This is a genomic window from Halomonas sp. KM-1 (assembly GCF_000246875.1).
Taxonomy (GTDB): Bacteria; Pseudomonadota; Gammaproteobacteria; order Pseudomonadales; family Halomonadaceae; genus Halomonas; species Halomonas aerodenitrificans.
On the sequence record NZ_BAEU01000110.1, the window covers coordinates 14113 to 35147 of the forward strand.

The window sequence follows — 21035 nt, forward strand, 5'->3', positions numbered from 1 at the left end:
ATGCGCCTTGTTTAATTTTTGTCGTCGGTCGATAACTTTCCGGGGTGTCGCTCGTCAGCTAAATAGGTCTCCCGTTCGAGTGAGGTCGCTGTGCTCTCCTTTCTGATTCGTCGTTCCCTCGCCTTGATGCTGGCCGCAACCCTGGCCAGCGTAGGGGCGGGGTTATGCAGCGTGTTGTTGATCGCGCAGATCAACGCTGCCTTGACCAGCGATGCAGAAAGCCGCGCCGGTATCGCCTGGCTCTTTGCCGCCGTGGCGGTGGCATTGATGCTGAGCCGCATGTCGTCTGTAGTGCTGTTCGAACGCCTGGGGTAGCACGCCCTGGCGGAGTTGCGCGCTACTGGTGGTGGCTATTGGGAGGACCTGGTCTTCGACGAGTGGGCTGCGGACCAAGATCTGCTATTCAAGGAAGTGATCTCCCACGACGACCGCTATTTCCCTGGCTGGCGCGGTTGGAGAGCGGCAAACATGATCACATTTTTCATTTTAATTGGAGTGGTTGTTTAGTTGTAGGCAGGGGGCTTAGCCCCCTGCCTATGTTTTAGCATTAGGGCTTCATCAGAACTCGAAGCGAATACCGCCAAAGAATGTTCTGGGGTTGCCGACGCTGATCCGAGTGTTACCACCGGACGCAACGATATACTCCTCATCGGTGACGTTCTTGACGCCTAGGTCGAAGCGCAGGCGGTTGCCATTTCCGACCGGTAGGTAGTACCAGAGGCCGGTGTCGAGAATGGTATAGTCGCCAAGTTCGAAGGAGTGTGTATTGTCCCCATAGCGGTTGCTGGCATAGGTGATACCGCTGCCTATTCCCAGCCCCCTGAGGGCGCTTTCTGGGTTCTGGAATTCGTAACTTGCCCACAGACTGGCGGTAGTCTTCGGCACGTTACGCGGGCGGTTGCCATCCGTTGCGTCATTGTCGCTATCTATCTCGGCATCCAGTACGCCGACCCCACCACGCACGTTGAAGCCATCGATCGGATTGGCGGCCACCGAAACCTCCGCGCCCTTGGAAGTGATGCCACCCGTTGGCACAGGCTCTCCGTTGACGAACTCGACGACATTGTCTTCACGAATATCAAAGATGGCTCCAGTGATGAAATAGCGGTTGTCAGCTGATCTCCATTTCATCCCTGCTTCAACTTGCCTGCCCTCGCTGGGATTCTGCTCAATGACCCGTTGATCGCCAAAAAAGATATTCTGGGGTTCGAAGGTATCGGCATAGCTGATATAAAGGTTCAAGCCCGGAGTCGTTTCCCACACCAGTCCGAGTCCCTTGGTCAGCTTGTTCATTCTTCCCGAATCCAAGTCGGTGGTTACCCCCGTCAGCAAGTTTTCGTTATGGTAGTCGTTTTCGAATCGCTCGTATCTGAGGCCGAGGTCCAGTGTCAACGTGTCGGTCAATGAGAATTCGGTGGCGGAAAATACGCCATAGGACTTTATCGAGGCATCGGAGAACTGGGCGCGGCTAGGTGTGCCAATATCGTTTACTAGTGAGAATGAATCAGGGTTGCTGACTGTTCCGCCTGCCTGGATATTGCCGGAAAAGTTTTTCCACTCCTGATTGTATTCACGATATTCGACACCCGTTGCCAGCCGCATTGGTATGGCTGTGTCGATCTCGCCAATGAGCTGGGAGCGGGCGAATCTATGTACAATTTCCTGATCCCTGTTGTTTATCACTCTCCTGGCCAACACGTCATCAGGAAGGCCGCTATCTGGGCCGACAGAGGCGACTTCAGCCTTGATATCTTCACTGGTTTCCCGACTGTAGAAGAGCTTGTTGTCGATTTCCCAGGCCGGGTTGGCCAGCGGGATGGTGACATCGAGCTCGAAAAGATGAACTTCGGAGTCCCGCTCGTTGGGGATATCGCCATCGTATCGGGTATCGAAGGGCACGTCGGCGATCTCGCGCCTCGAAGCGCCGGTCGGCACCGTGATCAGCCCCCTGTCGACTTCACGGCGATCCCGCGTGTATTCATGGTTGAGGCCGATACGCACGCCCGAGTCGCCCTGCCAGAGCAACGAAGACGACAGGAACTGCCGGTCGACCGTGGTATCGCGGAAGGTATCGCTATCCTCGGCGGCACCGGTTATGCGGTAGGCCAGGTTCTGGCTGTCGCCGACCGGGCCGGTGAGATCGATTACGCCACGGCGCTGGCCATGCTCGTCGAAGGTCGTCGATACGGAATGTTCGCGCTGGAACTGCGGCTGCTTGGTTTCGATATTGACGATGCCACCTGGAGACATCCGCCCGATATCCGCAACCGGCCCCTTGATGATCTGGACATTGTCGATCGTGGCGGGATCCACACGACTGGCATTACCCGATGGAACGCCATTGCGGTAGATATTGTCGTTGCGATTGAAGCCGCGGATCAGGGTATGCTCACGACTACCGCCAAAGCCGTCGCCAACGACCATATTGGGCGATAGCCGGAAAGCATCCGCCATTTCCCGTGCCTGCTGGTCGAGCAGGAACTGTTCGGGAATGACGTCGATGGTGCGTGGTACTTCGGCAATGTCCTTGGGAATGCGCAGTGCCGTGTCGGCGTACCGCCCTTCATAGCGGGACGGGAGGGTGCCGTAAATAGTTACAGTGTCGAGCTGCTGGCCTGTCTCTGCGTCATCCGCGGAGGCATTCTGCGCTAGAGCGATAGAGGGGAATGGTGCCAGCACGGTGCCGCAGGCGGCAGCGATGGCAATGGTCAGAAGGGGCCTGCGTAAAGGGGGTTGATGCATTTTTGGTCTCCAATGTTGTCATGGCAGGGGTAGTTTTCTCCCGGGCTAATCGTAATAATAATTGTTATCATAAATGTGCAATATGTGACTGGATGGAAACCCCCAAGTGACTGGCTGCCAGGGATGGCCTTGCAGTGCTTGGTATCCAGGCTGGCTAATGGTTCATGAGGGAGAAGTAGCTCCTTTGCGCTTGCGAAATTCGGGGGAAAGAGGACAGAGGCCGCAGTAACTCCCTCCTGGCAGGAGGTAATCGAGGCAGCACTGTCGGTGCAGACGTACTGGCACCTCACCGTTTTCGGTGATCCGGGTCGCCTGGCGTTTGTGGCCGAACATTGGGTTGCGTTGGCCGTCCGGCCATGTCCGCCGTTCCAGCAGGTATTCCTTGTCGCGGGCAGCCCGTTGGGCGGTGTCGGCAGGATGGCCGGGCAATTGCTGTGCCAGGGTCAGGATGGTTTCCAGTCGCCGGGAGGTATTTCCCCATAAAATCTTGGCCGGGACCCGTGCTCGCGTGGAGAGATAGCCAATCAGCGGCTCCAGGTGCTCCTGGAGCAGTGGGGCATAGCGTCGCTGGGTATCGAGACCGGCAATGCTCTCGCCGAGATGCGGAATGACGAAGGCTACCGGCTTTGCATCGTCGTCCAACATCACCGAAATGTCCTTAGGATCGACGGGAAATCCATGCTCCAGTACCGATGCGGCCACAGCGACGGGGGGGACCAGCAGGGTGACGTATTTCAGCAACCAGACCGCTGCTACGGGACGCAAGTCGTCGCAACCGACGAAACGAGCCCGCCTTGTCAGGATGTCATCGATCTCTCGAGGTCGGTCGAGCAGGTCGGCAAGTCGGTATGCATGGCTTCCTGCGGTCTTGCTGCAGATCAGTGCTTCACCATGGTGAGCCCACTCGCCCTGGAAGACAGGGGTCAGTAGTTCGATCATGTGGCAGTGTCGCGTCGGCAGTTGATGGAGGTCTGCTTGGGAGCGCACGCAGAGCCAAGTATTCAAAGCATTGGAATAAAAATAACACGCAATGGTAGTGAATAATCATTCGTATTACAATCTGTGGCATTGCTTGCCACGCATCAGCTTCTTCACTGACTGCTGCAATGGGGAAATGCCAGGCTCATCGGCCTGGTGCCGGTTCCGGCTGAACTGGAGAGTTCGTCACTGAAAGGTGTCAGGCATTGCTACTACCATGAGCAGAGTGACGAGGTCTTCGAGCTGGGGTCCATCGACTTGACCTTCGGGCCTGGCGAGATCGTCTTCCTGGTGGCCGGCAACGACAGTGGCAAGACCGCCCTGGCCAAGCTGCATTTTGCAGCACAAGGTGCAGGTCGAGAACGGCGCCTTCACGACCCAGGCGCTGTCACAAGGGCAACGTAAGCGCCTGGCGCTTGAGGATCGTGAAGAAGACCGCTGCTACTTGAGCGGTACCTCAAGGCAGCTATGGTGTTGTCAGTGCCTCGACGAGAATGTCAGCAAAATGATAGGCAGAGGGTAGGGCGCCGAAGTGGCTGAACGTCGCTGGTAGGTAAATCGCATCGCCACGCCGTATGCTCGGTAAATGCTGCCAGATGCCATTCGCAGTGAATTGCTCGCGAATGGCGCTGGTGGCATAAGGGCTTTCCAGTATCACCAGGCGGGCATCGATGTTCATCAATTCATCGATGGTGACTAAGGTCATGCCCCAATGGTTGTCTGGGCCTTGCCAAGCATTGGTTAGTCCGAGTTCTTCCAAAGCTCCGTGGAATAGACTGTTTTGACCAAACACTCTGGCATGATGGTGGTCCATAAGGCGAACGACAAGCAATGGGGGAGTCTGTTGCCCGGAAAGCCTAGCCCTCAACGAACAAAGATCTGCTTCGGCTTCTTGGGCCAGTTGCTCTGCGCGGGGATCTTCGCCGATGAGGTGTCCCAGGTTTCTTGTGAAGCGCGTCATGCGTTGCCAACTGTTGGCCTCGTCGTCGGGACTGTAGGGGGTCAAACGCTCGACCGTGGCTGTGGGGAATCGGGACGCCGCATGCATGAAACTTGGTGAGGTCAGGATCAGCTCAGGCGATGCTTGATCAAGAAGCTCCAGGTTGGGCTGCATCAGCATTCCGAGATTGATGGCTTGTGCTGCCTGGGAAGGCGCGAAATGCTGAGTTTCCGGGTCTATGAGCGCTACTGGGGTGATTCCCATCGCAAGAAGAGTCTCGATGATGCGTGAATCGAGAGCGGCAATTGATGGGTGTGTGCGGGCAACGCCGCCCAAGCAGGGTGAAGGTATCGCCAAAGTCGCTATCAGTACCGCAACTGCCAAGCATTGAATTTTATGCGTCATACGTAAGTGCAGCCAGAGAGTGGCGTGAAGAACAAGGGTAGCAGCCAAAGGCGATCAGCTCGCTCGTGACGAGGTTTTTGGCTCTCGGCAGGGCTGGGGCAGATAGGCCACCCGTCGGGCGAATTCGCGTTGGTTCCAGTCACGCACGGGGCGGCCATCCAGCAGAATCGATCCCTATAGGGTAAACGAGAATCGTTGGCTTTATCTACCATGCTATACGGCTCGGGGTATAGCTGAAGAAATCCGAGAAGGCCGCGCTGACGTTGTTGGGCCTATGGACAGCGACACACCCGACACACCACTGGGTTTCTTCGGCGACGTGACGTATTACAAGCGTAGCCTGGACGTACATAGGGGCTGAGTAGGGATGTGCCGAATGCCTGTTTGACGGCTATCGACGACCTGTTGCTTGCGCACTGGCGAGGACTTGAGGCGCCGATGCGGCACGCCATGGGGGTAGGAGACGAACCCGTTGGCTGCCATGCTTTGCGGCGTGGTATGCGGTTCTTCTTGAGTGGTGGTAGACACTGCCGGGCTCCTGTCAGGGGGCTTACGAAGGCAAGTGGCCTGCTCACCTTGACGACGAATGAGAATGCGCCTTGTTTATATTTTGTTGTCTTGTCGAGTAACTTTTTCGGGACGTCGCTCGTCAGCTAAATAGGTTTCCCGTTCGAGTGAGGTCGCTGTGCTCTCCTATCTGATTCGTCGTTCCCGCGCTTTGATGCTGGCCGCAACGCTGGCCAGCGTTACCGCGGGGCTATGCAGCGTGTTGTTGATCACGCAGATCAACGCCGCCTTGACCAGCGATGCGGAAAGCCGCGCCCGTATCGCCTGGATCTTTGCCGCCGTGGCGGTGGCACTGATGCTGAGCCGCATGACGTCTGCAGTGCTGTTCGAACGCCTGGGGCAGCACGCCCTGGCGGAGTTGCGCCGCTTCATCTCCAGGCGTGTCGCCGCCGCCGACTATCGTCATCTCGAGCGGGTGGGCAGTGCCCGGGTGCAGTCAGCACTGTCGGAGCACAGCACCAATGTGGCGCAGTTCTTCGTCAGCCTGCCGGTGATCCTGACCAACACGGTGGTGGTGGTAGGCTGCCTGTGTTATCTGGCGCTGCTCTCCTGGCAGATCTTCTTGATGGCCATCGCCGTGATCGGCCTGGGGTCCATCGGCTACCACCTGGCGCACCTGCGAGCCATTCGCTTGCTCGATCAGGCATCGACCGAGCAGGACCGCTTGTTCGGCCACTTCCGCGCTCTCACCGACGGCGCCAAGGAGCTACGCCTCAATCGGCCTAAGCGAGGGGCCTTCATCGGCGAGGTGCTGGAGGCCTCCATCGACGGCGTGCGGCGCCTGCGCACCCGGGGCATGTCGCTGTTCGTGATCTCGACCAGTTGGGGGCAGTTTCTGATCTATGCCTTCATCGGCTTGGTGCTGTTCGTGCTGGTGGGGGGCGGCCAGGAGCAGACCCGGGTGATGACCGGCTTCGCGTTGGTATTCGTGTTCATGGTGACGCCGCTGGAGGCGCTACTGATGAACATTCCCCGCGCCAATCTGGCGCGTGTTTCGGCCACGCGTATCGGCGAGCTCACCGCGGACATGCCTGAGGCGGAGGGCACTGCCGAGGGGGCCGCACCGGCCAGGCTGGAGCGCCTGATGCTGAAGGGGGTCACCCACGGCTATTACCATGAGCAGAGTGACGACGTCTTTGAGCTGGGGCCCATCGACTTGACCTTCGAGCCCGGCGAGATCGTCTTCCTGGTGGGCGGCAACGGCAGCGGCAAGACCACCCTGGCCAAGCTGCTGGTGGGGCTCTATCCCCCGGAAGGCGGTGAGATATGGCTCAATGACGAGCGCATCGAGGCGCATAATCGCGATGCCTATCGGCAGCTGTTCTCGGTGGTGTTCTCCGACTTTCATCTGTTCGAGCGGCTGCTGGAGGCGCCGCGTGCCGATCTCGACCAGGAGGGCAACCGCCTGTTGGCCAAGCTGCATCTGCAGCACAAGGTACGGGTCGAGAACGGCGCCTTCTCCACCCAGGCGCTGTCCCAGGGCCAGCGCAAACGCCTGGCACTGGTGGTGGCCTATCTGGAGGATCGCCCCTTCCTGGTCTTCGACGAGTGGGCGGCGGATCAGGATCCGCTGTTCAAGGAGGTGTTCTACCGCGAGGTGTTGCCCGAATTGAAACGCATGGGCAAGGCCGTGCTGGTGATCTCCCACGACGACCGCTACTTCCCCCTCGCTGACCGTCTGGTGCGGCTGGAGAGTGGCAAGCTCAGATTGACCGAACCCTCTGCGAGTGAAGCACCGGTGTCTCCGGTGGCCTCGTAGACGACGAGCTGATGGGCAGTTGATGACTCGCCTTCAGACGAAGGCGAGTTTGATTCTATGATTGCTTGCGCAATCAGCACGCCACAGCAATACGATGCTCGCCGTTGGGATGCGACATGACCTGCATGGGCAAGCCGTAGATGGCTTCCAGGGTGGCGTCGGTCATCATTTCCGCGGGGGGGCCGTGGGCCAGCACCCGGCCTGTGTGTAGCGCGAGCAGTTCGTCGCAGTAGCGTGAGGCCATGTTGATGTCGTGGAGCACGATGATCACGCACAGCTTGAGTTCGTCGCACAGCTTGCGAATCAGTGCCAGCACTTCCATCTGGTGAGAAATATCTAGCGCGGCCAGCGGTTCGTCGAGCAGCAGGAAGCGGCTCTCCTGGGCCAGCAGCATGGCTAGCCATACGCGCTGGCGCTCGCCGCCGGAGAGGGTATCCACCAGGCGGTCGGCGAAGGCCTCGGTATGGCTGAGCTCGATGGCGCGCTCGACGGCGGCTTTATCCTCGGCGGTATGGCGGCCCAGCAGCCCATGCCAAGGGTAACGCCCGAAGCTGATTAGCTCGCGCCCGATGAGATTCTCGGCGCTCGGCAGGTGCTGGGGCAGATAGGCCACCCGGCGGGCAAATTCACGCTGGCCCCAGTCACGCACGGGGCGGCCATCCAGTAGCACCTCACCCTGGCTGACGGGCTGCTGCTGGGCGAGCAGCTTGACCAAGGTCGATTTACCCGAGCCGTTGTGCCCGATCAAACCGTAGACCTTGCCTTCCGAGAAGTGGTGGGTCACCGGCTGGAGCAGGCGCTTGCCATTTACCTCGAAGGTAGCGTCCTTGACCTCGAACATGGGAGTTCCTTGCACGTAGAATCGATCTGCATAGGGTAAACGAGAATCGTTGGCTTTATCTACCATGCTTTACGGCTTTCGGGGGGTAGCCGAAAAAACCCGAGAAGGCCGCGCTGAAGTTGCTGGGATGGCGATACCCGGTGGCATAGGCGGCCTGAGCCACTTGCTGGCCGCTTTCCAGCAGACGGTGGGCGTGGCGCATACGCTGCTCGTGGAGGAAGCGGCCTGGCGTGATGTCGAACAGGTGCTGAAATCCCGCCTTGAGTTTCTGCTCCCCCAGTCCCACCCGGGCCGCCAGGTAGGCCAGGGTCAGCGGGGTGTCCAGTTCCTCCACGATGATATTCCGGGCCTGGTGGATGCGCTCGGCGTCAGCCGTCGTCATGCGCCCCTTGGCAGGCGCAGCCGGAGTCGGAGTCGGCAGCACGGTCTCGAGTTGCTCCCCCATCAGGCTGAGCGCATGGATGTGTAACTGGATGCGCGAACCGTTCGTCTGGAGCAGGGTTCGCAGTGCCTGGAGGTGCGCGCCACTGCTTGCGGGTGTGGGCCGGAAGGCCAGAGTGCGAATTCCGCTGGAGGTGGGCAGCGTGGCCTGGCTGCTCTTGCCCAGGTAACGGGTCAACCATTCGGCACTGGCGATAAGGCGTAGCTGGAGCACGGGGTCGCCGGCCGGCATGCGGCGCTCGCCTCGGCTGTGGTCGAACGCGGTGACCGTGGTATGGCCGCGGCAGAAGTCGACCCGAGGCCCGCAGCACTCCCGATACTCGGAGCTCCCCTGCAGGCCGAAGGTCAGAATTATCCCTGCTTCGGCGTGTGGGGTGTGGCTCGTCTCGATCAAGGCCCGGGGCGGGCGGCAGCGCGTGAACGCCAGCGCAAGACCGTCGTCGAGCCGATGGAGCCAGGTGCCTTGCTGCAGGAAGTCGCGGCTGTTGCCTGAGGCACCGTATTGCATAGGAAGCGGATCGCTTTGCATATGAATGATCATGATAATTGATCGCGTTTGTCGTTAGCCTACTCCTTCGAGAGCTCCCGTACCAGCGGGAGATACCCGGTCGAAGGAGGCGAGCGATGCAACGCAGTGGCTGGTGGGGTGGGGCGGCAATGCTGCTGGTGGGAAGCTGGGCGTTCGGCGCAGCCGCTCAGGAGGACGTGCTGCCGGCGGTTACGGTTACGGCCAGCAAAGTGGTTCAGAGCGAAGAGGAGGTGCCATCGAGCCTGGCCGTGGTCTGGGGTGCAACCCTGGCGGACGGTGGGGCCAGCCGCGTGGAGGATCTGGCCCGACAAGCGCCAGGGCTGAGTTTCCAGCCCTTCGGCCAATCAGGAACGGCGCTGCCGGTAATGCGTGGGCTGACCTCGGGGGCCACAGCCTTCTCCTCCTCGGTGTTGATGCTGATCGACGGCGTACCGGTGGTGACCGGGCAGGGGTTCGATCACGACCTGCTGGGCGTGGAGCGGGTCGAGGTGCTGCGTGGTCCGCAGTCGACGCTTTACGGCCGCAATGCCGAGGCCGGCGTGATCAGCCTGCACACCCGGCCGCCCGATGAGGCTCCTTATGCAGAGCTGGAGAGTGTATTCGGCAGCCGTGACCTCCGCGCACTGCGCCTTGATGCCGCTCAGGCGCTGGTGCCCGAGCGGCTTTATCTGGGCGTCAGCGGCGAGGCGCGTCAGCAGGACGGCTATGTAGAGAACCTGGCTCAAGATGGAGCAGCAGACGATCGCCAGCGCTGGAGCGGTCGCTTGGCCCTGCACTGGCTGCCTGCACAGGGAACCGAGCTGACGCTGCGCCATGGCCAGCGGCACTATCGCGATGGGGCAGCGCCCTGGGGGCCTGCCGCGCGAGACTCTCGTCATGTCGACTCCGTCGATCCCGGCCGCAATCGTTCGTCCGGTCAGGACCTCTCCCTGGACATACGCCATGCCCTGGCCCCACAACTGACGCTGCGCGCCATTACCGCTCGGCGGGAGACTCGCGATCGTGTTGCTCAGGAGACCGACCTGACACCGGCCCAGCGCTTTGGTGTGGAACGCGATCAGAATTTCACCACGCTTTCCCAGGAGCTGCGCCTGGAGCACCAGGGCGATGCAGGGAGCAGTTGGGTGCTGGGCCTGTATGGCGACCGTGACGACCATCGGTTGCAGTTCGAGCAACGCAATCCAATGGGCGCGCAGCGCAATCGGGCGCTGCTGGAGGGAGAAAACCTGGCGCTGTTCGGGCAGTGGACGCTGCCGCTGGGGGAGCGCTGGCGCCTGACGCCTGGCTTGCGCCTGGAGCAGAGCCGCGTGGCCTTGACGCCCCAGGGAGCCGAGCGGCGCAGCGAGCGCTGGCGCGACGTGACCTCGCAGTTGGCGCTGCAGTACCGCTTGGGGGATGACGACTGGCTCTACGGCCGCTATGCCGAGGGTTTTCGCGCTGGCGGTTTCAATGCCTTTTCGCCCGCCAGCGACTACCCGAGCTATGCACCGGAAGAAGTGGCTTCCTACGAGCTGGGCATCAAGGGCACGGCGCTGTCTCAACGGCTGCGCTATGGGGTGGCCAGCTATTGGATGAGCATCGACGACATGCAGGTGCAGCAGGTCCTCCAGCCCGGAAGTGTGCTGATCAGCAATGCCGCCGCGGCACGCTCGCGGGGTGTGGAACTGGATCTCGATTATCTGCTGGGTGGCCACTGGACGCTGCAGGCGGGGCTGGCGCTGAATCGCACGCGCTTTCGTGAGTTCGAAGATCTGAGCGGTGACCATGCCGGCAATCGCAACCCGTTTGCGCCGGACATCAGCGGTCGGCTGGGGCTGCGCTACGATTCGCCCCAGGACTGGTATGCCCAGGCCAACCTCAGCGGCATGGGCAAGACCTACCTGGATGCGTCCAACCGCAACCGTCGCTCCGGGCACGCCCTGCTGGATCTGGCTGTTGGCTATCGCCACGGGCCTTGGTCGTTGGGAACCTACGTCAACAATGTCGCCGATCGTCGCTTCGATGCTGTCGGCCTGCTCAATGGCAGCGTGCGGGAGTACAGTCCCCCCCGCGAAATCGGCCTGCGTGTGGGGGTATCGCTATGAGCCGGCCCGTGGATGCGCCCCCTCATCCCCTGCAACCCTGCTGGGACCTGGCACTTGCCGCGGTGCAGGCCGAAGCTCTGCAACTGGCGTTGGCAGAGGACCTCTTCGAGACGCTGATAACGCCTTGCACGCCTGAAACCCTGGCGCGGCGACGGGGATGGCGCCCCGCAACGACTCATCATTGGCTGACGCTGCTGTGGAGTATGCAACTGCTCGAGCGGAACCGGGAAGGAGCGGGTGAGTGGCACTATGCCAGCAGCGCAGCGGCACGGCGCTACCTGGTCGCTTCGTCGGCGCTTTACTGCGGTGAGGCGTGGCGTTTTCGGCTCGCATCGATGCGTGACTTCGGCGCCACACTGCCCGCGGGCCTGCATGGCGCGGACCAGCCAGCGCCGTTGGCCAGCGGTGAGCGCTGGGCAGCGGCGGCGCGTGGCCACCTGGCGCGTGAGCAGGTGGCAGTGACGGCGCCCGCCGCCTGCCAACTGGTGGCACGGCGCGTATGCCGTAATACACCCAGGCGGCTGCTGGATCTGGGTGGCGGTCCCGGGCTAGTCGCCATCGCCCTGGTTCAGGCATTTCCGCACATGACCGGGGTGGTCTTCGAGCTGCCCGAGGCCGCCAAGGTCGCCGCGCAGCAGATTGCTGAAGCCGGCCTGACCGCGCGACTCGAAGCGCGTGGCGGCGATCTGGAGACGGATACCCTCGGCACCGGATACGACGTGATCTGGTGTTCCTCGGTGCTGCACTTTGTGCCCAACCTCTCGGCCAGCCTACGCAATCTACATACCGCCCTGAATCCTGGGGGTGAGCTGATCTGTGTGCATGCCGAAATTCCCGCCGCACCCGAGGCGGCACGCCGCATGCTCTCCTACTACCTGCCGTTGTTGTGGCAGGGGCGCCGGGTGACCCATGCCGGCGAGCTGCGCGACGCGCTGCTGGCTCATGGCTTCGAGGTGTGCGAGGAGCAGCCGATCAATCTGGCCATGGCCCCTGCCACTGCCTTGGTGGCACGGCGGAGGGTGGAGTGATGCGTTCACTGACAGTCAGACAGCTGGCGTTCGGTTGGCTCCACTTCGCTCTGGCACTGCCCAGTATCTATTTGCTGTTGGGAATGCCGCTGGTACTGCGCGAGCAGGGCTGGAGCGGTACCCAGATCGGCCTACTGCAATTGGCGGGCCTGCCGGCGGTGCTCAAGTTGCTCATGGCATTTCCCGTGGAGCGATGCCGGCCGGCGGGCGGCGGTTATCGGGCCTGGGCCGGCCTGCTCGGGGTACTGCTGTGTCTGGCGCTACTGGGGCTGGCGTACGACCTGCCGCTGACACAGCCGCTGCGCTTTGTGGCCTGGGTGTTGCTGATCAGCCTGCTGGCGACCTGGGCCGATGTACCCGTCAATGCGCTGGCGATTCGCTGCCTGCCCGCCGGGGAGCGGCTGCGCGCGGGCAGCATTCGCTCGGCGGCGCTGTTCCTGGCCGCGGTAGTCGGCGGTGGCCTGCTGCTGGTGTTGCACCAGCGAGCGGGCGGGACCGCTCCCTTCGTGTTGATGGCTCTACTGCTGGCGGTCGGCGGCATCATACTGTGCGCACTCGAGACCCCCGCGCAGGGGGAAGGTGGGCCGACGAGCAGTACATCGACACACGACTTGCCGCAGGGCAGTACGAGTATTGGCGGATTCTTTCTCCAGCCATCCGCCGCCATCTGGGTGGTGCTACTGATGTTGCTATTTCCCTTCGTCGGAGCTGGCTGGGTTTATCTCAAGCCACTGCTGCTCGATCTTGGCATGCCGGCGGAGCAGGTCGCCTGGTGGGTTGGGGTTGGCGGTGGAACGGCGGGAGCACTGGCGAGCCTGGCGGGACAGCGCTTGACGCAGGGGCTGGGCATTGGCCGTGCGCTGCCGCTTTATGCTGGCCTGGGGGCGTTAGCCTTGGCCTGCTTGGGTCTGGTGAGCCATATGGCGGCTGGGCAGACGTTATGGCTGGCGGGCGCGGGGCTGCTGGCCTGTGCCATGGGGGCGCTCTCGGGGCTGGTGTTCGGGCTGATGATGCACTTCGCACGGCCAGGGTATCGTGCGCTCGACTACGGTCTGCAGGCGAGCCTGTTCACCCTCTCTCGATTAGCGATGCCGATACTGGCCGGGGTGCTGCTGGATGGGCTGGGCTACGCGGGGATGTTCATGGTGCTGGCGCTGGGCATGGTGGCGGTGGGCGCGCTGACGCTACCCACAGCGGGCAGGCTTGAGTCGGCGCTGTCCCGAGTTCTACCACCCAAGCCAGCTGCGTAGGCGCTGGCCGGGCGACGACGCACGGCTGACAGCCGTGCGGTTGGCATTACCTGAGAGCTGGGCCGTGGCTTCCTTGAGCGGTGCCATGATGGCCTCGAGATGGTGTTGGCAGAGCTGGCGATCAAGGGCGGCAGGGCACTGGGCCATCAGCAGGCCGCAGTGATAGACCGCAGTATCCAGCGACTGCCGGACTTCCTTGAAAGGTGCTGCCTCTCTTCGGCAGCGCTGCAGTTCGCTGAGGAGCATGCGTAGCATCTGGGCATCCAGCCAGCAGGGTGTGTCATCCCGCTTCGGAGAAGTGGCTACCGAGTTATGCACGGCCTGGAAGGAGACGTGCAGGAAGACGCACGTGTAGTACAGCTGGGAGCGTTCCGTGTTCATAGGGCACCATAGGAAATCTCAATGAGATTTATTTGCATTTTGGTTGGTGGGAAGTTTCCTGTCAAACTCAGGCTGCAAGTTGATCCTGTTGAGTCGCAGGTGGTGCTCGGCCATTACGTCTGGTGCTTCCTTGACCTCTAGTATCTTCCACGCATGCGAAGCGCGGGTCGGCTGCGGGGGGCGAGAATGGGCTTGAGGGGGCGAGCATCACGATGAAGGCGGGTCAGTAGTCCATCGACCAGGTCAGGCTGTAGGTGCGTCCGCGGCCTTGGTAGTCGTAGAGGTATTCCGGGCCATAGTAGGGTGAATAGAACATCGCCGCGCGTTGGCCCCACACCGTGGAGTAGCTCTCGTCCAGCAGGTTCTGCACGCCGAGGCTGAACTTGCCGAAGTCGGTCTGTCGGCTCAGCGCCAGGTCCAGGGTGGTGTTGCCGTCGATCCTGCGATCGGCGTCATCCTCCAGGTCGAAGGTGTGGTTGGCCTGCAGGCGGGCCGAATGGACGTGGTCTCGCCAGCCGACGAAGGCGGTCGCCGAGGAGAGCGAGGCATAGCGGGCATCGCGCTTTTCCCATCCGCCTTCGTCGTTCTCCTGCTCCGAGCGCACCAGATGCAGAGTGCCGCCGACTTCGAGGCCGTCCGAGAAGTAGCGGGTCAGGGCACCTTCGATACCGTAGTCGCGCTTCCTGTCGTCGATCACGTCGACGCTCAGGTCGCCGCTGTTGATTTCCAGGGCCTTGTCGGACCAGGCGTAGTAGACCGCCGCCTGGGCCACCCAGTCGCCGCCCTGGTAACGCCAGCCGAGTTCAGCCTGGTCGGTCTCGATGGCGGAGAGCGGGTTCGCGCCGACGCTAATGCCCGGACGGCCGTAATACTTGGCCGGATCGGGAAGCTCGAATCCCTGGCTGTAGCGCAGCCAGCTCTGGTGGCCGTTGCCGAAGTCGTGGAGCGCGCTGGCGTTGAGCAGGGTGGCGTCGTAGTCGTTCTCGCCGCCGGGAATGCCGTTGAAGTCGTCGACCTCGACGTCGGAGTGCTGGCGCCGAACACCGGCCGATAGCTTGAGAGCATCGGTCGCCTGCCAGTCGAGCTGGGCGAAGGCGGCGAGAGTGTCGACCCGGTAGCCGGGATAGCGTGGTGCGATGCTGGCCTGTTCCTGTACCAGCCCGCCAGTGGCGTCGGATACGGCCTTGTCGAAGGTCATCTGGCTGGCGTCGAAGCTCTCGCGATCGTAATCCAGGCCATAGATGAGGCCGATACGCTCGTTCAGTCGTGCATCGAACAGCGCCTTTAGGCCGCTGAGCTCGGTGTTCTGCTGGGAGGCACGGAACTCGGAGCCGCCGGCGACCGGGTAGGGGAAGGCCTGGAAGCTGGCTTCCTCCTCGCGATGGAAGGCCTGCAGATAGAAGTTCTGCCCCAGCAGGTCAGCGTGGTGGTACTGCAGGTTGACCATCTTGCGATCGGTGGCTGGGTCGCGGTCGGAACGATAGCCGTCACGGATCTCGGCGTCCTCCAGGCTGGGACTGGCAGCGTCCAGGTGGGGGAAGTAGACCCCACGATCCCCCTCGTAGCCCGAGCGGTAGAGCTGGGCAGCGAGTTCCAGGGTTTGAGCGTCATTCAGCTGAAAGGTGAGGTTGCCCAGCACGTCGATACTGCGATTGTCCTGCAGGTCGGTCTGCGCGAGATCGGGGAAGATCTCGTTACCGCGACCGTCGAACTGGCGGCCATTATCCTGGAAGGCGGTGCCGAGATAGGCCTGCACCCGTTCGCTGCCACCGCTGACCGACTGAGCGATCCGCCTGTCGAGATCGCTGCTGCGATTGAAGCCGGTGGTGACTCCGACCTCGGTGCGCCAATCCGGCCCACCGACACGGCCTTTACGGGTGATGATGTTGACGATGCCGCCGGTGGCGCCGCCGCCATAGAGACTACTGGCCCCGGAGAGCACCTCGACGCGTTCGATGTTGAAGGGGTCGATGGAGTCGAATTGACGGGACAGGCCCCGAGAGCTGTTCATCGACACGCCGTCGATCAATACCTGTACGGTGCGGCCGCGCAAGTTCTGGCCATAGTTGGTGCGCCCCTCGGGGGCCATGTCGAGGCTGGGCACGAGCCTGCCCAGAGCCGTCTTGAGATCGGCGCCGGCTTCGATCTGCTGCTGTAGTTCCTCCTTTTCGATTATCCACACCGCGCCGGGTATCTGGTTGATCTGGGAGGGGGTGCGCGATCCCACTACCACCATGGTGTCCTGGCGTTCTTGGGCGTGAAGGGTCATGGCGGCCGAGCTGGCAACCACGGTGAAACCGAGGGCTATGCGTTTCTTCATGGGATTCCCTTGCCTGGAAGACTCGAGTGGTGTTGCTAGGCGGGAAAGAGTATCATTCACAATTAAGATATCAATGATAATTGTTAGCGTTAGTTGATGAGCTGATGAATCGATGAGCGAAAGGAGCCGCATGGCTGACGAAAGGGTGCCGCCGGGTGTGGCAAGGGCTGCAGGCGAGGCAAATATGATGGGGCACACGATGCGCGGCGGTATGCCGGCGCTTACCTGCTGGCTGCTGAGTCTGCCGCTGGTGGTGCTGTTCTGGCTGGGCCTGGAGGCCCAGGGCGGTATGGCGTTGGGCTTCAAGGCGCTGTTGTCGCCCTCGTTCGAGGATATCGACCAGTTGCTGCTGCATTACGCCTGGTGGCCACGGCTCTCGGTTGCGCTGCTGGCCGGAGGTGGCCTGGCGCTGGCCGGGGTGCTGATGCAGCAAGTGCTGCGCAACCCGCTGGCGTCACCTACCACCCTGGGGGTGGCTTCGGGGGCCAACCTGGCGTTGATGACGGCGACCCTGCTGGCGCCGGGGCTGCTGTCCTTTGGCCGCGAGTGGGTGGCGCTTGCCGGTGGCGGCTTGGCGGTGGGGTTGGTGTTCATGCTGGCCTGGCGGCGGGGCTTGGCGCCTATCGTGGTGGTGCTGGCCGGGCTAGTGGTGAACCTCTACCTGGGGGCGTTGGCCACGGCGCTGCTGCTGTTCAATCACGAGGCACTTTCGGGCCTGTTGATCTGGGGCGCCGGCTCACTGGCCCAGAATGGCTGGGATGGCGTGGCGATTCTTTGGCCGCGGCTGGCCATCAGCTGCGTGCTGGCCTGGTTCCTGCTGCGCCCCCTGGCGGTGCTGGAGTTGGACGATGCCAGCGCCAAGAGTCTGGGTGTGTCGCTTACCCATCTGCGCTTTGCGGGCATGGGGCTGGCGGTATTCATCACCGGTAGCATCGTCAGCGTGGTGGGCATCATCGGCTTCATCGGCCTGGCTGCGCCCAATATCGTGCGCCTGGCGGGGGCGCGCCGCCTTAGCGAGCGGCTGCTATGGGGCACGCTGCTGGGGGCGGTACTGCTGGCCACTACCGACTTGCTACTGCAGAACTTCACTGGTCTGGTGCCGATGCTGATTCCTACCGGCGCGGTGACAGGTGCCCTTGGCGCGCCGCTGCTGCTGTGGCTGATCCCGCGCCTGAAGCTGCAAGGTAACCGGGCACCACAGCCGTCAGCCGTGCAGGCCAACCGACATCCCGCCCCCGAACGCCTGGCCACGCGCCTGGCCATTGGCCTGCTGATGGCTGCCGCCCTGGGTCTGCTACTGGGGCAGGGGGTGAATGGCTGGTACTGGCTGTCGCCGGATAACTGGAACGTGATGCAGTGGCGTATGCCCCGGGTGCTGGCGGCGGCGGCCAGCGGCTTGATGCTGGCGGTGGCCGGTACCTTGCTGCAGCGCCTCTCTGCCAACCCCATGGCCAGCCCCGAGGTACTGGGTATCAGCGGTGGTTGTGCGATCGCCCTGATCCTGGGGATCTTTCTGCTACCCGCGCCGACCAGCGGCATGCTGGTCGGCGTCGGCACCCTGGGGGCCTTTGCCACGCTGCTGATCCTGGTGGCACTCAATCGCCGCAGCGGCTTCGTACCGGAGCGCCTGCTGCTCACCGGGGTGGCGGTCACGGCGCTGTTCGATGCGGTGCGCAGCGTGATGCTGGCAGGCGGTGATCCCCGTGGGCAGCAGGTGATCGCCTGGCTGGCGGGCTCTACCTATTACGTCGATCTCACCAGTGCTCTGGTGGTAGGGACGCTGGCCGCGTTACTCACGCTGTGCACCCTGCCGCTGACCCGCTGGCTGGACATTCTCCCCCTGGGGGCGCCCACCACGCTGGCGCTGGGCATTGCCCTCAATCGTGCTCGCCTGGTGCTGCTGTTGCTGGTGGCCCTGCTCACGGCCTGCGCCACCCTGGTGGTGGGGCCGCTCTCATTCGTCGGGCTGTTGGCGCCGCACATGGCCAGGTTGCTGGGGCTGTCACGCGCCCGCCATCACCTGCTGGGTGCGGCACTCGTGGGCATGCTGCTGATGGTGCTGGCCGACTGGCTGGGTCGCCAGGTGATCTTCCCCTACGACATGCCGGCAGGGCTGGTCGCATCGTTGATCGGTGGCGCCTACTTCATGTGGGGGCTGCGCAGGCTGTGATGTCGAGTCGACGCCCAGTCGATAAGTGATGGATACAGGAGGTACGCATGACTCACGCAGCGGAGCTCATCACTCGCCAGGCGGATCCGGTCGAGTCGCTGCTCGCGCTCTATCGTCAGCCGCCCCTGGACAACCTGAAAGTTCCCGCCTTCGGTGCCCCTGATGTGGCGACACTGCCTGGCAGTGCGCTGCTCGACCGGGCAATGCTCGATGAGCTGCTGGCACGCTATACGGCCAGTTTCGGTGAGGGGGTCGATCGAATGGCGGCGGCGTCGATCTGGTCGAAGTATCTTTTCAGCCTGGTCTCGATACCGTCCCTGGTAGCCAACCTGCTGTTGGGGCGGGCGCTGCCGGTGCAGCCCGAGGTGCTGCGCGTCGAGCTGGGCGACCGGGACGAGGCGACTCACCTGTGGCTGCGTGATGGCGGCGCTTCCCTGGCGTCACTCTACTTCGAGACCCGCTTCACCACGCTGTTCGATGATTTTTGTGCGCCCTTGATCGAGGCACTGGCCGAGTGCTCGGGGCTTTCGTCCAAGGTGTTCTGGAGCAACCTCGGCCACTACGTTGAATACGTGGGCCAGACCTGTTCGCGGCATCCACATTTTACCGCTGCCGGGGAGCCGCTGCTGCGCTATCTCGACACCAAGACGCTCGCTGACGGGCGTCGCAATCCGCTCTACCAGCCGGTGCGCTATCTCGAGTTGGGCGGTGATATCCCCACCCGTGTGCGGCGGTTGTGTTGCGTGAAATATCGTCTGCCCGATGAGCCGCTGTGTGGTGGCTGCCCGCTGAAGCCGGAGAACAAGCCGGCCAAGAAACGCCGCTAAGGCTTTGTCTGAAAGGCTTTGTCTGAAAGGCTATGAGACACGCTGCTGCGCGTTCAACTCTTTGAAGGGGCCAAGGTTGATGGAGCTGTTCAGGATCGTATGGAGGGATTACCGCTGGCCCTTCGTGGCCGTGGTGGTGCTGAGCCTGGCCAGTGCTGGGCTGGGCATTGGGGTCATCGCCTTTATCAATCAGCGGCTGCTGGGCACCTTTCCCGAGCCCTGGCGAATCCTGCCAGAGTTTCTGGGCCTGATCGCGCTGTTGTTGGTGATCACCCTCGCGTCGCAGCTGGCCTTGACTACCCTGGGCCACCACTTCGTTTTCCGGCTGCGTGGGCAGTTGATCAAGCGCATCATGGACACCGATATCGAGCGCGTCGAGCAGATCGGCAGCGCCCGTTTGCTGGCTAGTCTCTCCACAGACGTCCGCTATATCACGGTGGCCTTCGTGCGCTTGCCGGAGCTGGTGCAGGGTGGGGTACTTACCGTGGGCGCCTGCCTCTACCTGGGCTGGCTATCACCCTCGATATTGGCGGTGACGGCACTTTGGACCGTGGTCACGGTGGCGGTCTGCATGCGCCTGGTCACCTGGGTCTACCAGCATATGGCCAAGCTGCGCGAAGTCGAGGATCGGCTCTACGCTGACTATCAGTCGGTGATTGGGGGGCGCAAGGAGCTGGCGCTCAACCGCGACCGGGCCAAGTGGCTCTATCGTGACGTCTATACGCCAAATGCCGATGCCTACCGGCACCATATCGTGCGCGGCGACACCTACCACCTCAGCGCGATCAACTGGTTCAATATCATGATGCTGGGCGCCATCGGCCTGGTGTTCTTTCTGGCCAATGGCCTGGGCTGGGCGTCGGTGCAGGTGGCCACCACCTTTTCGCTCACGCTGCTCTTCCTGCGCGCTCCCTTGATCCAGGCGGTGGGGGCCGTGCCGACGCTGATCAACGCCCGGGTAGCGTTCGAGAAATTGAGCTCGCTGGCCCTGGCGGATTACCGCGATAGCTTCGATAGCGATACGCGGCGTCACGACTGGCAGGAGATCGTCCTCGAGCAGGTGACCTACCGCTATCCCGAAGAGGAGGCGCGGCCAGGCTTCGCGATAGGACCTGTCGACCTGACCCTGCGTCGTGGCGAGGTGGTGTTTCTGATTGGCGGTAACGGCAGTGGCAAGTCGACCCTGGCGCGCTTGCTCACCGGGCTCTATCAGCCTCAGAGCGGAGTCGTGCGAGTCGATGGCCGGGCACTGCAGGCGCCGGACTGGGTGACCTACCGCCAGCACTTCTCGGCGATCTACACCGACTTGCACCTGTTCGACCGCCTGATGGGGCCGGGAGGCGAGTCACCCGATGCGACGCTGGTGGAAGAGTGGCTGGCTGCCTTGAACATGCACAGCAAGCTCGACTTCGAAGACGATCGCGTCACCAATATCAATCTCTCTCAGGGGCAGCGCAAGCGCCTGGCGATGCTGCTGGCGGTGGCCGAGCACCGCGACCTGCTGCTGCTCGACGAGCGGGCCGCCGACCAGGATCCGCAGTTCCGGCGAGCCTTCTATCGTGAGCTGTTGCCGCGTCTGCGGGCGCTGGGCAAGACGCTGGTGGTGATCAGCCACGACGACCACTACTTCGATCAGGCGGACCGGCTGCTGGAGATGTGCGATGGCCAGCTGCATGAACTGGTCGGTGAGGAGCGTGTCGCCGCCAGCCGCGATGCGGTGGCGAGGGTAGGGCGACAGACCCCAGTGTAGGAGCAGTATGAGGGGCGCTTTGC

Annotated in this window: 15 protein-coding genes; 8 read left to right on the forward strand and 7 right to left on the reverse strand. The window is 62.5% G+C overall.

The window, feature by feature from the left end:
• Positions 1–90 precede the first annotated feature (90 nt).
• Positions 91–315 (forward strand): hypothetical protein, encoded by a 225-nt coding sequence (locus tag B8115_RS11720; RefSeq protein WP_010627989.1) that lies wholly within the window; start codon positions 91–93, stop codon positions 313–315.
• 243 nt (positions 316–558) lie between these two features.
• Here B8115_RS11720 and B8115_RS11725 read toward each other — a convergent pair whose 3' ends face one another.
• The 3 genes from B8115_RS11725 to B8115_RS11735 form a co-directional block, all read right to left on the reverse strand.
• A complete protein-coding gene (locus B8115_RS11725; protein WP_010627990.1) occupies positions 559–2742 on the reverse strand; it encodes a TonB-dependent siderophore receptor in 2184 nt (727 codons plus the stop codon).
• Between the two features lie 162 nt (positions 2743–2904).
• The gene (fhuF, locus tag B8115_RS11730) at positions 2905–3681 is read right to left on the reverse strand and encodes a siderophore-iron reductase FhuF (RefSeq protein ID WP_083861826.1); all 777 of its coding nucleotides are present in this window, start codon (positions 3679–3681) and stop codon (positions 2905–2907) included.
• Between the two features lie 505 nt (positions 3682–4186).
• On the reverse strand, positions 4187–5113 hold the full coding sequence (locus B8115_RS11735) for an ABC transporter substrate-binding protein (RefSeq protein ID WP_238539213.1): 927 nt from the start codon (positions 5111–5113) through the stop codon (positions 4187–4189).
• Positions 5114–5750: 637 nt separating this feature from the next.
• Between B8115_RS11735 and B8115_RS11740 the strand changes: the two genes are divergently transcribed.
• On the forward strand, positions 5751–7391 hold the full coding sequence (locus tag B8115_RS11740) for a cyclic peptide export ABC transporter (RefSeq protein ID WP_010627994.1): 1641 nt from the start codon (positions 5751–5753) through the stop codon (positions 7389–7391).
• Between the two features lie 73 nt (positions 7392–7464).
• Here B8115_RS11740 and B8115_RS11745 read toward each other — a convergent pair whose 3' ends face one another.
• Both B8115_RS11745 and B8115_RS11750 read right to left on the reverse strand, forming a co-directional pair.
• The gene (locus tag B8115_RS11745; protein WP_010627995.1) at positions 7465–8232 is read right to left on the reverse strand and encodes an ABC transporter ATP-binding protein; all 768 of its coding nucleotides are present in this window, start codon (positions 8230–8232) and stop codon (positions 7465–7467) included.
• Positions 8233–8287: 55 nt separating this feature from the next.
• The gene (locus tag B8115_RS11750; RefSeq protein ID WP_158409648.1) at positions 8288–9181 is read right to left on the reverse strand and encodes a helix-turn-helix domain-containing protein; all 894 of its coding nucleotides are present in this window, start codon (positions 9179–9181) and stop codon (positions 8288–8290) included.
• A gap of 116 nt (positions 9182–9297) precedes the next feature.
• Here B8115_RS11750 and B8115_RS11755 point away from each other — a divergent pair, with 116 nt between their 5' ends.
• Genes B8115_RS11755 through B8115_RS11765 form a run of 3 tightly spaced genes read left to right on the forward strand, consistent with a single transcriptional unit; the run spans position 9298 to position 13564 of the window.
• Positions 9298–11286, forward strand: coding sequence for a TonB-dependent receptor (locus tag B8115_RS11755; protein WP_010627997.1), 1989 nt, complete (start codon positions 9298–9300; stop codon positions 11284–11286).
• An 8-nt stretch (positions 11287–11294) separates the two neighbouring features.
• On the forward strand, positions 11295–12314 hold the full coding sequence (locus tag B8115_RS11760) for a methyltransferase (protein WP_202949081.1): 1020 nt from the start codon (positions 11295–11297) through the stop codon (positions 12312–12314).
• Positions 12314–13564 carry an MFS transporter gene (locus B8115_RS11765; protein WP_010627999.1) on the forward strand — a complete coding sequence of 417 codons (1251 nt, stop codon included), beginning with the start codon at positions 12314–12316 and terminating at the stop codon, positions 13562–13564. Before B8115_RS11760 ends, B8115_RS11765 begins: the two co-directional genes overlap by 1 nt.
• Here the strand turns inward: B8115_RS11765 and B8115_RS11770 are convergent.
• Positions 13541–13819 (reverse strand): hypothetical protein, encoded by a 279-nt coding sequence (locus tag B8115_RS11770; RefSeq protein WP_238539214.1) that lies wholly within the window; start codon positions 13817–13819, stop codon positions 13541–13543. The genes B8115_RS11765 and B8115_RS11770 overlap by 24 nt on opposite strands.
• Before the next feature lie 349 nt (positions 13820–14168).
• Positions 14169–16265: a TonB-dependent receptor gene (locus B8115_RS11775; RefSeq protein ID WP_010628001.1), complete on the reverse strand. Its 2097-nt coding sequence runs from the start codon at positions 16263–16265 to the stop codon at positions 14169–14171.
• Positions 16266–16449: 184 nt separating this feature from the next.
• Here B8115_RS11775 and fhuB point away from each other — a divergent pair, with 184 nt between their 5' ends.
• From fhuB to B8115_RS11790, 3 genes are all read left to right on the forward strand, one after another.
• Positions 16450–18435: a Fe(3+)-hydroxamate ABC transporter permease FhuB gene (gene fhuB / locus B8115_RS11780; protein WP_010628002.1), complete on the forward strand. Its 1986-nt coding sequence runs from the start codon at positions 16450–16452 to the stop codon at positions 18433–18435.
• 47 nt (positions 18436–18482) lie between these two features.
• Complete coding sequence (gene fhuF / locus B8115_RS11785; RefSeq protein WP_010628003.1) at positions 18483–19262, forward strand: siderophore-iron reductase FhuF; 780 nt, start codon at positions 18483–18485, stop codon at positions 19260–19262.
• 79 nt (positions 19263–19341) lie between these two features.
• Positions 19342–21012 carry a multidrug ABC transporter permease/ATP-binding protein gene (locus B8115_RS11790; protein ID WP_010628004.1) on the forward strand — a complete coding sequence of 557 codons (1671 nt, stop codon included), beginning with the start codon at positions 19342–19344 and terminating at the stop codon, positions 21010–21012.
• The last annotated feature ends 23 nt before the right edge of the window (positions 21013–21035 follow it).

Coding starts and splice junctions, on each gene's coding strand:
- fhuF (WP_010628003.1), top strand. CDS start 18,483: ATGACTCACGCAGCGGAGCTCATCACTCGCCAGGCGGATCCGGTCGAG.
- fhuB (WP_010628002.1), top strand. CDS start 16,450: ATGATGGGGCACACGATGCGCGGCGGTATGCCGGCGCTTACCTGCTGG.
- B8115_RS11755 (WP_010627997.1), top strand. CDS start 9,298: ATGCAACGCAGTGGCTGGTGGGGTGGGGCGGCAATGCTGCTGGTGGGA.
- B8115_RS11770 (WP_238539214.1), bottom strand. CDS start 13,819: ATGCTACGCATGCTCCTCAGCGAACTGCAGCGCTGCCGAAGAGAGGCA.
- B8115_RS11750 (WP_158409648.1), bottom strand. CDS start 9,181: ATGCAATACGGTGCCTCAGGCAACAGCCGCGACTTCCTGCAGCAAGGC.
- B8115_RS11775 (WP_010628001.1), bottom strand. CDS start 16,265: ATGAAGAAACGCATAGCCCTCGGTTTCACCGTGGTTGCCAGCTCGGCC.
- B8115_RS11765 (WP_010627999.1), top strand. CDS start 12,314: ATGCGTTCACTGACAGTCAGACAGCTGGCGTTCGGTTGGCTCCACTTC.
- B8115_RS11745 (WP_010627995.1), bottom strand. CDS start 8,232: ATGTTCGAGGTCAAGGACGCTACCTTCGAGGTAAATGGCAAGCGCCTG.
- fhuF (WP_083861826.1), bottom strand. CDS start 3,681: ATGATCGAACTACTGACCCCTGTCTTCCAGGGCGAGTGGGCTCACCAT.
- B8115_RS11790 (WP_010628004.1), top strand. CDS start 19,342: ATGGAGCTGTTCAGGATCGTATGGAGGGATTACCGCTGGCCCTTCGTG.
- B8115_RS11725 (WP_010627990.1), bottom strand. CDS start 2,742: ATGCATCAACCCCCTTTACGCAGGCCCCTTCTGACCATTGCCATCGCT.